The organism is Bdellovibrio sp. HCB209, assembly GCF_047306065.1.
Lineage (GTDB): Bacteria > Bdellovibrionota > Bdellovibrionia > Bdellovibrionales > Bdellovibrionaceae > Bdellovibrio.
This window is the reverse complement of record NZ_CP178618.1, coordinates 955,918-968,503: the sequence shown is the minus strand read 5'-3', so window position 1 is coordinate 968,503 and position 12,586 is coordinate 955,918. Positions and strand designations below refer to the sequence as shown.

The following is a 12,586-nucleotide window of genomic DNA, read 5'->3' as shown; positions in this document are numbered from 1 at the left end:
TTTCTAATGATTTTACTCACTATTTGGAAGAAATCCCCGCCACTCCAGTCAGAGTAACTTTGATCTGTTGCAAACTATCGTCAGAGAACACGTTAGCCAGGCTCTCTTGCACATCCAATTTGAAAGTCGCATTGCCTACCGTCCCTGAATAAAGGCCTGTGCCGACGCCATCACAAATAATCGGTTGAATTGCAAGCTGAGTTGATTCACCACCCATTTCACCATTGTGAGAAGGACGACCTGCATTCCAAGAAGCGATTTCCACGATTTGCGCTTGACCAAGACCACCGCAGCTAGAGGCATAGGAAGGTTCGTTCGATTTAGCTTTCGCTTGAGCTTTTTGAATTTCTTTTTTTACTGCAGTATTTTGCTGAGACAAACACTTGAAAGCAGCTTCGGCCGCTTCTTGATGAGTCAGACGGTTACCGACTGCAGAAATTCTTACTTCACCAGAGGCAGCACTGCTGCAATCGACAGTCGTAGCGAAAGAAACAGCGGGCATTGCGATAACTAGGGACAAAATCATTTTTTTCATTTTAGATCTCCTATTTTTATTTTTCGTATCTGATGAGTTCGTTTTAAGAAGAAATCTCTTAGTTAACGAAAGAAACTCACAGGTCGTTCTTTTACAACGACCCAAGATGACTCCGCAGGGATTTAAGCTGACTCTCGATTTCTTCGATTTTAGTAAAGGCATCCGCCAGCTTAGGAGTTTTACCTGTCAGAATTTCGTACAAACTGACGTTCAAGGCCTGGGCAAGTTTTTCATAGGGCTCGCCCAGAATCTGGCGACCGTTTTCCCATTCACGGTAGGTCGTCACAGGAATTCCTGCACGTTCCGCCAATGCTTGGGCCGAGAGTTCTTTTTCTTTACGCAGTCTTTTAAGACGTTGAGCCATCGTTTCCACGAGCGCCTCCAGTGGGCACACTTTTAAAACGACCGGCGCTATGTGTAAATTAGAACGATTTGAAGCTTATCATCTGATTTTTAGAAGTATCAGAGTCACTTTAAACGATCAAAGGACAACCCAATATTGGATGCTCCAAGATCTGCACCGGATGATGAAACGCCTCGGATAGGATTTTTGCAGTCAACACCTCACGAGGTGCTCCCATCGCCGCAACCTGTCCATCCGACAAAATCACGATACGATCTGCGTACTGAGAAGCCAAATTCAAGTCATGCAAAACGGCGAGAACCCCATGCTGACCTTTTGCGAACTCCTTGGCGATTTTTAAAACCTGATGTTGGTGAGCGATATCCAGGCTGCTTGTTGGTTCATCCAAGAATAAGATCTTTTCCAAAGCGGGACCTTCAAGCTGAGCCAAAACACGCGCGAGGTGCACACGCTGCTGCTCCCCGCCCGACAAAGTCAGATAGTCGCGCTCTTCATAGCCCTCGAGTCCAACACTTTTAATCGCTCTTAGAGCGACTTCGTGATCGCGATGACTTTCTTTTTGAAAACGTTGATGAGGGATTCTGCCTAACATCACGACTTCCAAAACCTGATAATTGAAACTTAAATGCGTGCTTTGAGCGAGCACCGCACGTCGTTGCGCTAATTCCTTCGGATCATGATTATTCAAATCCTTATCCAGGATTTGAATTTTACCAGCATAGGGAGTGAGCTCCCCCGTCAGTTGTTTTAACAGAGTGCTTTTCCCAGCACCATTACGACCAATAATAACCACTAGCTCGCCGGGATATAGCGACAAGGAAATATTCTGCAACAAATGCTTATCGCGAATTTTAAAAGAGACATCTTGGACTTGAACCAGAGGTTTCACTAGATACCTCCCGAACGACGACTCTTAAGCAAGAGTGATAGGAATACAGGTGCGCCCAGCAAAGACGTTAGAATACCGATAGGAAGCTCCAGTGGAGAAACCATTGTACGACACAAAAGATCCGCACTAAGCAAGAGCCCTGCCCCCAAAAGAGCAGAAGCTGGCAACAACGACTTATGATTCGGCCCCATGAACAGACGAACAAAATGTGGAACAACCAATCCGACAAAGCCAATCATACCCGCTACTGCAACTCCGGCACCGACTCCCATACTAATAAGAGCGACCAAAATCCATTTAACGCGTTCAACGGGAATTCCTAAGTGTCGAGCGTTATTTTCACCTAATAGCAATGCATTCAAAGCACTTCCCATAAATGGCAAAATAAGAATCGCAATCAAAATAAAAGGACCTGCCGTCGTAACCGCTGTCCACGTGGCTCCGCCAAGAGATCCCAGCTGCCAGAACGTAATTGTACGAAGCTGCTCGTCCGTCGAAAGAAACGTAAATAATCCTGTACCCGATCCGCAAATTGCATTGATCGCAATACCTGCTAACAACATCGTCGATACATTCGTGACTTTGTTATGTTGAGACAAAGCATAGATCAAAGACGTCATCGTGATACTGCCAATAAAGGCAACCACGGGTAAAGTATAAAGACCTAAGAAAGAAATCTGTAAAACAATACTGCCTGCAACAAATAATGAAGCTCCGCTAGAAATCCCAAGCAGTCCCGGGTCTGCCAAAGGATTACGAAACAAGCCCTGCATCGCAGCCCCACACATCGCAAGACCTGAACCAATCAACAACCCCAGAACCACGCGAGGCAAACGAATCGCCATCAATACAGCTTCCTGCTGTTCTGTGTACGTCGTCTGCAAAGTCATCCCGATTTGCTTACCTAAAATAGCCAGCACCTGCATTGGCGCAATTTCAACAGCACCAATACCTACAGACGCAAAGACGGCGATCACCAAAAATGGGATCGCCAGCAAATAGAATAACTTTTTTCGAGCAGCAAGAGTCATGATCGACTACTTAACCGCGTTGATTTCTGTATAAAGCTTATCAGCGAACTCATAGAAGCGAGGGCCGACCCAGCGAATGCTATCATCCACTTCAAAGATCGCGCGCTCTTTACCTGCTTTAGATAAAGCAACGCCTGGAAGCTTCAATGCACCATCAACGCCACCCAAAGCCGTCAAACCACGAGTCAGCATGATGATCACATCTGGAGATGCTTGGACCATCGCTTCTGCAGTCAAAGGTTTAGTGCCCGTTGTGAATTCCGCAGCGTTATTACCACCGACTGCTTCAATCAACGTGTGACTGCCCGTTTGTTTTCCATAGATAAAGGCTTCTTTAGCGCCGTGAGCGTAAAGGAAAAAGATCTTTGGATGTTTATTGTGTTTTTTGATTTTTGCTGAAAGATCTGCGGCCTGTTTATCAAGCTTAGCAATCAGAGCAGTGGCTTCCTTTTCTGATTCAAAAACTTTACCCATCAATGTGATACGAGATTTCAAACCCTCGACACCATTTTTTCCAGAGTCTTCCAAAATCAAAACCGGAATTTTAGCTGTGCGCAATTGCTCAACCGTTGTTGCAGGGATATTTTCTTGAGGAGCAATGATCAAATCAGGTTTCAAGCTGATCATACCCTCTACGCTTGGACGATATGGATGACCTAAGTTCGTTTTAGTTTTTTGAATGCCTTCTGGAAATTTAGAACCCGCATCGACACCAACAATCAAATCCTGCTTTTTAAAGGCATAAAGAATTTCAACTGTGGATGTGTTCAGAGCGATAACTCGTTTGGGACTCTTAATATCCACTTCAACGCCATCAGCGCCTTTGAAAACCGCAGCACTCGCTGAAAAACTAACGATGGATGCACAAATGATAAGGAGTAATTGAAGTTTCACAGTATACCTCGCTTCTTTGCAGTTGCAATTCAACGAGATCAGATAGCGCCAATCACCTTGTTAAGGCAAACGATTGAACGCTTTGAAAACTAAGAGAGAAAATGAATGAATTACCGTTTTACTTCAACGTGTGGATACTCTTCAGTGTAGCTCTCGCCATTCACGCCATAGTAAATTACTTTGCGATCCGCAAAATCTACATCGTAAGCAACGACGCCGGCTTCCCAAGAGGATTTTAAAAATTCAGGGAAAGAACCTTGGCCCGCTTGATCTTTTCTTAAAGCTAAAATGAGAGCTTCTTGATTAAATTTGGGAACTTCAAACACTCCTGATACCAGTGGAGTACCCTGCTGAACCACGCTGCCACCTTCCATCACGTAGACAGACTGACAAGACGGCAATTCCCAACGATTTGTCTTAACACCAGCCTGGCGAAGGACTTCGGCTAAAACTGGGAATCCCCCAGCTTTAGGACGAATAGAAAAAGCAAATTTCTGGGCTTCTAAAAGCTGATTAACCAACTGACTCATAAGTTCCCTCGCTAAGATGAATACTTATGCTGCCACGTGAGTGTCTGGTGTGTCATCCTTTGGATTTGATCCGTATTCATTTGGCAAATGATCGCCCTCTTTGCACATCAAATAGAATGAATAGATCGGCACCAACTGCCACCAACCGCTTTTGTTGATGTCATGCATACGACGAGCACCCACAGCGATACTTGGAACTAAAACCGCCAACTGATAGACATTGCCGAAATTTGGAATTTTAAAAAGTTTCTCGGCGACACCGACTGCAATCGCAACACAGAAACTTACCAGAAAAAACATCCAGAATTCTTTCCTGCGCGCACGACCACTGAATACTGCATACTTACTTAGAACCTCAACGTACCACTCCATGATGCCTCCGAATGTTTTCTTATCGGATAACATCATTGTTTGTTTACAATGAACCATGAGAAAACATTCGCAGTCTTTGAATGAGACAGAGATCTATAGAACAAAAATTCGATGAACCTAGACTATGGTAGCAACGCTTGGTGGAATTCTTTGTAAGAAAGTTCTGCGCCCTTACCACCACTGACTCGTGCGAATTCGACATCTAAACGGCTGTAAAGTTCGTCGATAGTGATGATGCCGTCTTTATTTAGATCAGCACCTTCACAAATGCGTTTAGCGAAAACTCCGGGGCATAGTCTTGCGGCTGGAACCTTACCCGTATCACCCGCATCTAATTGCGAATAGCGACCTTGGAAATAAATTTTGAATTCATTGCGAGAGATGGATTTGTTTTTATCAAGATCCGCATTGTGAATCGAGTTGATGATATAGCGAGCCGATGGTTCTTTAGATTTGCAACCAACCACTGCAACCAATGCGACAAAAATCCACGCGTACTTCACGTTCATCCCCTCTTAATATCTATCCATCAGGTTTACAGGCCAACCAATATCAGTCGTCCCTAGGAAACCAAAATTACCCGCAGCCACAAAAAGTTTCTTCTGAGTTAAGTCCACCGCTAGGACTTGTGATAAATCTGCATAAGCGCCGGTATTCCAAAGCAGCTGACTAAAGCTGCCAAGCTCTTTGCCATTGATCGCGATAATTCTGATTTTGCGATAACCGAAATAGGTTTCCTGCCAATGAATGCCGCGGGAGTCTCCCCAACCGCTGATATTTAAAAATCCCGGCGAAGGTTTTGAAAAACTAAAACCTTTAAAGCTCGCATCGATTTTAATTCCGACAGAAGGGATTTCGCAAAGGCCGGTGAAACCAATGCAGCCGCGAGTGAGCATACGCTCTTGCGAATTCAAGCTGCCGAAATTCACAGATTCAGTTTTTAGATTAGAAGAAGTAAAAGATCCGTTGATATGAAAGAACCATGCGAACAAAGCAAGTATCAACACTCCACCAAAAATGATGAGTCCCTTAAATAAGCGCACGAATCCCCCGTAGGTTTAATTCAAGTGCTTTTTCAGAACAGACTCAAGTGGATCTTTACCAAGAGGTGTAAATCCCTTATCAACGGCTGGACTAGTGTCTTCGTCGACCAAGATTTGCCACATACCCACACCTGTCATCCATGGCCATTGGGGCATCCAGTAAGCTCTAAAGAACGCCTCCCAAGCTGCGGCCTGGTGCTGAAGACTGACCTTGCCCCCTTGCTCTTCGTAAGACGCCGGGTCCAGGAAACACTTCTCAACACTGCGATATCCAACCTCTTGGAAATACAGAGGCTTGATGTCTCCGTCGAGCATTCCCATTTCTAATAGGAATGTATCGATCTGCGAGGCATGGGATTGGGGACGACCTTCAAGCTGAGAAACCAATGATTGAAAGTCATTTGAGAATTTTTCGTTCGAACTTGCTAGAGCACGGTAATAATCAATACCCACCACATCCAAAGCCGCCCACAACTCGCGCATGTCTTTTTGATGCTGTTGATTTACGGGCTTCGTGAAATCAGCTGTCAGATAATGGCGCCATTGCTCCATCTCTCCGCCCCAAGTTTTCTGCCCGTTCACAACAATGTACTGATCTGTGTAGTTGATGCCGTACATGATTTTTGTATCTGTATTTAGAATCGTGCGAGCTTTATGAATAAATTCGACCCATTTTTTCGGATAGCCCAAGCGCCAATCAGGTTCACGCTCGCCCAAGCCTGAAGTCATTGAATTCATCTCGGCACCAATGGAATACCATTCAGCTCCGGCAAGAGCTGCGATCTTCATATAGCGTTCATGAAATTTGAAATAAGCATCAAACCACGTATCGATATTTTTTGGTTTGATAACTCCGTGCCACCAATAGATCTTGCCTTGAGTGTACGGAAACTCCCCCTTAGGTCCCACGACCAAAAGGATCGGACGGAACGCCACCTTCATGCCCTTGGATTTTGCGTAATCCACTGTTTGCATTAAGAAGCGTTCCTCGTTGGCCTGCTGAGCAGCAGGAACCGTCGAACGAATGTCACTGCTAGTGCCACCGATCATGTGACCACGGAAATTAAAGATCACCGTGCGGAAACCCAAGCGATAAGTTTCATCAATGATACGACGAACGCGGTCACCTTGAGATGTTGAGTCGACCGTAAAACCCCACGGTTGATAGGTAACCAAGTGGATTCCCGCAGTAGGAGCGGATTGCGCGAAAGCCTGCCCGTGCAGCAGCAAAACTAAACTTAGAATTAAGTATGACAGGACTTTCATGACTATGAAGTAATGAATGCTCGCAACTCGGTCAATATATGGTCAAAAAAACGTCAAATAACCCAGCGCGAAATCTACTTGGAGTTCGCTTCAGAGACTTGAATGTTCAAAGTCCAAAAATCCCAGAGGTATCCAAACCCAAATACACCCACGGTGCAGAGCCAAATAATGCCCGTAACCCATTTGCCGATATAAAAACGATGAAAGCCCAAATAGCCAAGGAAGGTTAGAAGAATCCACGCGACCGTATAGTCTTTGTCTCCACTGCGAAAACTTCTGGCGGCATCTTTGGTCATGCTAGGAATCAGAAACAAGTCGATCAGCCAACCTACACCCAAAAGGCCCAAAGTAAAAAACCAGATCGTCCCCGTGATAGGTCGACCATAGTAAAATCGATGAGATCCGGTAAAACCGAATATCCAAAGAACATAACCAATAAATGTAGAGTGAGTTGCTTGAGCCACTTGACGCCTCCTGCATCACAATCATGACAGCAGGAGACGGAACAAGCTAGATTTAGTTTAAAAACTAACGTTGGAAGATACGCTTAACTTGCGCTTTGAATGCCGGCAACTGGAAGAAACCGCAGTGACCGCCGATTGGCAGGATCATAGCGCGGTCACCGAATTGTGACTGCATCCAAGCGATGTCAGATGGCTTAGTGAACAAGTCATCTGCACTGTCGATCAAGAACAAGTTGTCATTCGCACGAATGTAATCAGCAAATTGGAAAATGCTGGATTCGTTATTCAAATCTTCGACAGAGAAATCAGCACCGCGAGATTTTTTGATTTGCGGATACAAGAAATTTTCCATGTAACCGACGAACGGAACTGCACGAGACTCATAGTTACGCGCGTTTCTTTTGTACTTAGTGACTTTGCTTTTCAAAATCCCAAGATCGTTCACTTGTTGAGTAGAGAAAACCAAATCACCCAAGCTGTCGCGGAAGCTTTGACCAATAAGGTAAGCCATTTCCGTGTCGTTGAACTTCATTTGTTTGAAAACTCTGTCAACGTCAGCGCCATTATTCAAATCAACTTTTTTACCCAAAACCAAATCAGTCACCTGCAAAACTTTGAAGGAGATGTTTTGTTTTTGGTTTTTAGAAAGCTTTTTGTCCAAATCAGCCAAGATGTCCAATTTGTTGATCGCATGAAGCAAGTTAGGCGGAGGATTGATCACCAGAACTTTAGAGAAGCTAAATGCTCCCTGCTCGTCATCGATCTTTTTAACGAACAAGCTTTGCAAACCACCGATAGAGTATCCCACCAATGAGAACTCACGAGGCTTAACGCCGTAGTCCTTACTTAGAGATTTTTTCACTTTAATCAGAGCAGAATACAGATCTTGAGAGTCACGAGGTGTGTAACCCGGCAAGCCGCTTTTGCTTCCCGCAACTGCGAACTTCCAAGAGAATGGATTATCAACTGTCACAACATGGTAACCCATGGCGAAAAGCTGTTCTGCCACAACCAAAGCACCTGCTGATTCCGCAGTACCGCCCGTTCCTGGTACGATGAAAACCATCGGCGCAGAAGAATCCAAACGAAGGCGGAAGTTGTAGTTAAACTGAGCAACTTTCTCCATCAAAGGAACGTTGTGACGTGAAGGCAAAACCGTCACGGAACCACGAACAAAGGAGCTGTTGCTTGCAGGAGTTACCAAAGTCGAAGTGATTGTTGCTGCGAAAGGATTTTTTAAGAAATCAGGTAGTTCGGCAGCAGAAACATTAAACGCGAAAAAAATTGAAATTAAGAATGAAAACTTAGTCATAGTGGCGCTTTCTTACGAGCTTTTTTGAGGAAGAGCAAGTATTTGTCCAAAACAGTTATGAGGTATCCTAATCTTGACTCCAAACTATCGCTTAATCTTTGCTCCTGTCAAAATGCTGTTGCACAATAGATACATCACGGAGACAGGCACATGGATGTGAAGGTTCAAGGTAGCTCTTACGAGATGTTTCTCGAAGGGCCGATCAGCGAGAAAACAGCGCTTTACGACTACAATATTAAAAACGCGACAGAACTTATTTTGAACTTGGAAAAGGTCACTTTTATCAATTCCATCGGCGTAAAAAACTGGATCAATTGGACCCTTAAAATTCCAAGCCAAGCGACGATCACACTCATTAAGTGTCCGTTTGTTATCGTGAATCAAGTGAACATCGTGCATGGCTTTTTACCAAATCGCGCCCGCGTCCAATCCTTCTTTGCTCCATTTATATGTGAATCTTGCAGCACTGAAAAAATTGAATTGTTAGAGCAAAACAAACACTACACCTACGCTGACTTTGCAAATCCAGCGACGGTGACTTTACCCGAACTCACTTGTCCTAAGTGTTCTGAGATCATGGCTCCGGATTTTATGGAGAAAAAAGTTTTCTCCATGCTCAACGTCGCCGAAAAAAAGTAAAAGTCAGCGCTGAGTACTTTGCCACCTGTAGTTTAATCTCTCGCAACATAAAGCAAATCTGATAGACACTTAGGAACTTTGTCTTCTATACCGCACCCCTGCTTAAAAAAGGGGATACGTGTGGTTGTGGGGACATCATTAACGTTGATCGGTTTGCTATTGGCTTATGCGCCAAATTCGCTAGCTCAATCTTCATCGGTAAAAATCGAGACTCAAAATAAATCGACGCTTAAAATTGAAAAGCCTGCTGGTTCAACTACCAGCGACTCAACCAATGATATTGATAACAAGATCACGGATGCCCGCCTGCGCGCCGCATTGGGATCTAAGTCAAAATGGTCTTTTAAAAGTCGCATGAACTACGCGGGCGGAAGCCTTGCAATGCCTTTCCATAAGATCACTCCGAACATCCGTAACAATGGCAGCATGGAGTCGATGTCGGCACTGACTGGTGATGTGGGAGTAAACTATCGCCTGTCTCCAAGTGACAGCATCAGTATGGGAACCGGAATTTTGATGGTGGCTCCCCTGCATGGCGATCCCTCAAAATCTGTATCCGACGAGCGCAATGATCGCAACGAAACTCAATCCCGCTATCAAGTTTCCTCTCCTTTTATCGAATGGCAAAAAGGCTATCTGATGTGGGATACGATGATGATGACTTCGGTCAAATACATGCACTCCACCAACAGTGATGCTGTGGACCTGATGAAGTCTTTCGGAAACATCTTTATCTTCCAACACGTCTCTAAAAACATAGGAACTTCTCGTTGGACGGTGGGTGCCAGCGGCCTCATGATGAAATCTTTTTATAGCGGTCAGATCACTGATCCAAAACTGAGAGCTGCTCAAACAATGGGCATTTTAAAACGTCACGAATATGTGTTGGGAGTGGTTCCTTCCCTTCAATACGCTATAACGGAACGCTTCTCGCTTAGAAGCGACTTTGTGTACGCTAATTTTATTAAGTTTGAGGATGACGACAGCTTTACTCACGATGACCCGTTCCAATCCGTGGGACTTGGCGTGTCGATCACTCGCGATATTTACCTTTACCCGAACGTACAGTTCTCTGTGAAAGACATCCATTCAGACCGCTCGAATGTGGCCCTGATGGCGAACATTAATCTGTTCTAAGTCCTTGATGGTATTGAATTCCAATTGAAGACGTACTGAAAACTAAACAACATAGAATCGCCAATTTATTGACGTTTTCTTCCTCCCCGCCTCATATTTTAACTTATTTTAAGGGGCCAAGGGGGAACCATGGAATCTAAGGACAGACGTGCCTTTTATTCGAGCACAGATGATATTTTTTTCGATAGCGACGAAAATGACATCATTAAGATCGGTTTTGGGCCTACCCAGGTGCAATTATCTAGTTACGCAGCCCATGATTTGTGCTATCGATTAGCTAGCTATTTGATATTTTTAGAACATCGTGACAAAGAAGGGTCCGAGGCTGTAAATACCTCAGATTCGACGTTGGCAGATAATGTGATAATGTACCCGGGAAGAAAAAAGAATGAACAATAACAATATCCTTGAGGTTAAAAACCTCGCTGTTCAGTTTAAAACGGAAGACGGTATCGTTGAGGCAGTTAAAGGCATCTCCTTTAACATCCCTAAAGGTAAGACAGTTGGTCTTGTCGGCGAATCGGGTTCTGGAAAAAGTATCACTTCTTTAGCGATCATGCAGTTGATCGGTCATCCCGGTAAAATCACTTCCGGCGAAATCCTTTTCGAAGGCGAAGATCTAGTAAAAGCTTCTGACAAAAGAATGCAAGAAATCCGTGGTGCGCGTATTTCCATGATCTTCCAAGAACCAATGACGAGCTTGAATCCGGTTCTTACAGTTGCAGACCAAATCACTGAAACTTTGATGCTTCACCAAAAAATGTCCAAAGAAGCAGCCTTGGCAAAAGGTTTGGATCTTTTGAGACAAGTGGGCATTCCACATCCTGAGGAGCGCCTGTACTTCTACCCTCATAAATTCTCAGGTGGTCAGCGCCAAAGAATCATGATCGCTATGGCGATCGCTTGTAATCCAGATGTTTTGATTTGTGACGAGCCGACAACGGCTTTGGACGTAACAATCCAAAAACAAATCTTGGATCTTTTGGCTGATATTCAAAAAAGCACAAACATGAGCTTGCTATTCATCACCCATGACTTGGGTGTGATCGCTGACATCGCTGATGAAGTGATCGTTATGAATAAAGGCGACATCGTTGAAAAGAACACTTCAAAAGCTCTTTTCACAGCGCCTAAGCATCCTTACACAAAAGGTTTGCTAGCTTGCCGTCCTTCTTTGGGTACACACACAGATCGCTTGCCTGTATTGAGCGATTTCATGGGTCCAAATGGTGAAGAGCTTTCTGGTCCTTCTAAAACTGCAAGAGAGCCAATGGGCACTCCAGCAAAGTCTGAAGGTTCTGATAAAATTCTTCTTGAAGTTAAAGATCTTCAAACTCACTTCCCTCACACTGGTGGCCTATTGGGTCGCGTTCAAGGCTACACAAAAGCCGTTGATGGTGTGAGCTTCAAGGTTACTAAAGGTAAAACTTTGGGTCTTGTGGGAGAGTCTGGTTGCGGTAAGACGACTTTGGGTCGCACACTTATGCGCCTGGTTGAGTCGACTGCAGGTCAGATCGTTTATGACGGTCAAGACATCACTAAGATGTCTGCGAAGCAAATGCTTCCGATCCGTAAAAAAATGCAGATCGTATTCCAAGATCCATATGCTTCTTTGAATCCACGTATGACTATTGGTTCAATCTTGATCGAGCCAATGGAAATCCACAACCTTTACAAGAACTACTCTGAGCGCCGCGAATTGGCTGCTGAGATCTTGAAAAAGGTGGGCTTGAGCCCAGCGATGATGAATCGCTATCCGCATGAGTTCTCTGGTGGTCAAAGACAACGTATCTCTATCGCACGTGCCTTGATGGTTAAGCCTGATTTCATCGTGTGTGACGAGTCTGTATCCGCTCTTGACGTTTCTATCCAAGCTCAAATCTTGAACTTGTTGTTGGATCTTCAAGAAGAGTTCAATTTGACTTACATCTTCATTTCCCATGACTTGTCAGTAGTGAAATTCATCTCTGACGACGTGGCAGTTATGTACGGTGGTAAGATCGTTGAAATGAACACTGCTGAAGAGATTTATCACAATCCTCAGCACGCCTACACTCAGAAGCTTTTGGGAGCGATTCCAAAAGGCATTCCGAAAGATCTTTAATTCCAC

General features: G+C 44.5%; 16 protein-coding genes. 4 read left to right on the top strand and 12 right to left on the bottom strand.

Annotation, left to right across the window (positions count from 1 at the left end):
* Positions 1-19 precede the first annotated feature (19 nt).
* The 12 genes from ACLVWP_RS04725 to ACLVWP_RS04670 form a co-directional block, all read right to left on the bottom strand.
* Positions 20-535, bottom strand: coding sequence for a hypothetical protein (locus ACLVWP_RS04725; RefSeq protein ID WP_413560390.1), 516 nt, complete (start codon positions 533-535; stop codon positions 20-22).
* A gap of 91 nt (positions 536-626) precedes the next feature.
* Complete coding sequence (locus ACLVWP_RS04720; RefSeq protein ID WP_413561563.1) at positions 627-899, bottom strand: helix-turn-helix domain-containing protein; 273 nt, start codon at positions 897-899, stop codon at positions 627-629.
* A 109-nt stretch (positions 900-1,008) separates the two neighbouring features.
* On the bottom strand, positions 1,009-1,788 hold the full coding sequence (locus ACLVWP_RS04715) for a heme ABC transporter ATP-binding protein (protein ID WP_413560389.1): 780 nt from the start codon (positions 1,786-1,788) through the stop codon (positions 1,009-1,011).
* Positions 1,788-2,819, bottom strand: a complete 1,032-nt coding sequence (locus ACLVWP_RS04710) for a FecCD family ABC transporter permease (protein WP_413560388.1) — start codon at positions 2,817-2,819, stop codon at positions 1,788-1,790. Before ACLVWP_RS04710 ends, ACLVWP_RS04715 begins: the two co-directional genes overlap by 1 nt.
* A gap of 6 nt (positions 2,820-2,825) precedes the next feature.
* On the bottom strand, positions 2,826-3,713 hold the full coding sequence (locus ACLVWP_RS04705; RefSeq protein ID WP_413560387.1) for a heme/hemin ABC transporter substrate-binding protein: 888 nt from the start codon (positions 3,711-3,713) through the stop codon (positions 2,826-2,828).
* Between the two features lie 110 nt (positions 3,714-3,823).
* Complete coding sequence (locus tag ACLVWP_RS04700) at positions 3,824-4,243, bottom strand: DUF1398 domain-containing protein (RefSeq protein ID WP_413560386.1); 420 nt, start codon at positions 4,241-4,243, stop codon at positions 3,824-3,826.
* Positions 4,244-4,267: 24 nt separating this feature from the next.
* The gene (locus ACLVWP_RS04695; protein WP_413561562.1) at positions 4,268-4,615 is read right to left on the bottom strand and encodes a DUF805 domain-containing protein; all 348 of its coding nucleotides are present in this window, start codon (positions 4,613-4,615) and stop codon (positions 4,268-4,270) included.
* Between the two features lie 122 nt (positions 4,616-4,737).
* Positions 4,738-5,118: a hypothetical protein gene (locus tag ACLVWP_RS04690; protein ID WP_413560385.1), complete on the bottom strand. Its 381-nt coding sequence runs from the start codon at positions 5,116-5,118 to the stop codon at positions 4,738-4,740.
* Positions 5,119-5,130: 12 nt separating this feature from the next.
* Positions 5,131-5,658: a hypothetical protein gene (locus tag ACLVWP_RS04685; protein ID WP_413560384.1), complete on the bottom strand. Its 528-nt coding sequence runs from the start codon at positions 5,656-5,658 to the stop codon at positions 5,131-5,133.
* Positions 5,659-5,673: 15 nt separating this feature from the next.
* Positions 5,674-6,924, bottom strand: a complete 1,251-nt coding sequence (locus tag ACLVWP_RS04680) for a glycoside hydrolase family 113 (RefSeq protein WP_413560383.1) — start codon at positions 6,922-6,924, stop codon at positions 5,674-5,676.
* A 74-nt stretch (positions 6,925-6,998) separates the two neighbouring features.
* Positions 6,999-7,388 (bottom strand): NINE protein, encoded by a 390-nt coding sequence (locus tag ACLVWP_RS04675; protein WP_413560382.1) that lies wholly within the window; start codon positions 7,386-7,388, stop codon positions 6,999-7,001.
* Between the two features lie 64 nt (positions 7,389-7,452).
* Positions 7,453-8,700, bottom strand: coding sequence for a hypothetical protein (locus ACLVWP_RS04670; protein ID WP_413560381.1), 1,248 nt, complete (start codon positions 8,698-8,700; stop codon positions 7,453-7,455).
* Positions 8,701-8,850: 150 nt separating this feature from the next.
* On the opposite strand from ACLVWP_RS04670, the gene ACLVWP_RS04665 reads away from it, so the two are divergent.
* The 4 genes from ACLVWP_RS04665 (at position 8,851) to ACLVWP_RS04650 (ending at position 12,580) form a co-directional block, all read left to right on the top strand.
* Positions 8,851-9,339, top strand: coding sequence for a hypothetical protein (locus tag ACLVWP_RS04665; protein WP_413560380.1), 489 nt, complete (start codon positions 8,851-8,853; stop codon positions 9,337-9,339).
* Positions 9,340-9,465: 126 nt separating this feature from the next.
* Positions 9,466-10,476: a hypothetical protein gene (locus tag ACLVWP_RS04660; RefSeq protein ID WP_413560379.1), complete on the top strand. Its 1,011-nt coding sequence runs from the start codon at positions 9,466-9,468 to the stop codon at positions 10,474-10,476.
* A gap of 129 nt (positions 10,477-10,605) precedes the next feature.
* Positions 10,606-10,875, top strand: a complete 270-nt coding sequence (locus ACLVWP_RS04655) for a hypothetical protein (protein ID WP_413560378.1) — start codon at positions 10,606-10,608, stop codon at positions 10,873-10,875.
* Complete coding sequence (locus ACLVWP_RS04650) at positions 10,865-12,580, top strand: ABC transporter ATP-binding protein (RefSeq protein ID WP_413560377.1); 1,716 nt, start codon at positions 10,865-10,867, stop codon at positions 12,578-12,580. The genes ACLVWP_RS04655 and ACLVWP_RS04650 overlap by 11 nt, the downstream gene beginning before the upstream one ends.
* Positions 12,581-12,586 lie beyond the last annotated feature (6 nt).

What these genes read in the sequence shown, in the direction of transcription:
- ACLVWP_RS04720 (WP_413561563.1), bottom strand. Translation starts at nt 899, where the DNA reads ATGGCTCAACGTCTTAAAAGACTGCGTAAAGAAAAAGAACTCTCGGCC.
- ACLVWP_RS04665 (WP_413560380.1), top strand. Translation starts at nt 8,851, where the DNA reads ATGGATGTGAAGGTTCAAGGTAGCTCTTACGAGATGTTTCTCGAAGGG.
- ACLVWP_RS04670 (WP_413560381.1), bottom strand. Translation starts at nt 8,700, where the DNA reads ATGACTAAGTTTTCATTCTTAATTTCAATTTTTTTCGCGTTTAATGTT.
- ACLVWP_RS04710 (WP_413560388.1), bottom strand. Translation starts at nt 2,819, where the DNA reads ATGACTCTTGCTGCTCGAAAAAAGTTATTCTATTTGCTGGCGATCCCA.
- ACLVWP_RS04655 (WP_413560378.1), top strand. Translation starts at nt 10,606, where the DNA reads ATGGAATCTAAGGACAGACGTGCCTTTTATTCGAGCACAGATGATATT.
- ACLVWP_RS04680 (WP_413560383.1), bottom strand. Translation starts at nt 6,924, where the DNA reads ATGAAAGTCCTGTCATACTTAATTCTAAGTTTAGTTTTGCTGCTGCAC.
- ACLVWP_RS04700 (WP_413560386.1), bottom strand. Translation starts at nt 4,243, where the DNA reads ATGAGTCAGTTGGTTAATCAGCTTTTAGAAGCCCAGAAATTTGCTTTT.
- ACLVWP_RS04650 (WP_413560377.1), top strand. Translation starts at nt 10,865, where the DNA reads ATGAACAATAACAATATCCTTGAGGTTAAAAACCTCGCTGTTCAGTTT.
- ACLVWP_RS04695 (WP_413561562.1), bottom strand. Translation starts at nt 4,615, where the DNA reads ATGGAGTGGTACGTTGAGGTTCTAAGTAAGTATGCAGTATTCAGTGGT.
- ACLVWP_RS04725 (WP_413560390.1), bottom strand. Translation starts at nt 535, where the DNA reads ATGAAAAAAATGATTTTGTCCCTAGTTATCGCAATGCCCGCTGTTTCT.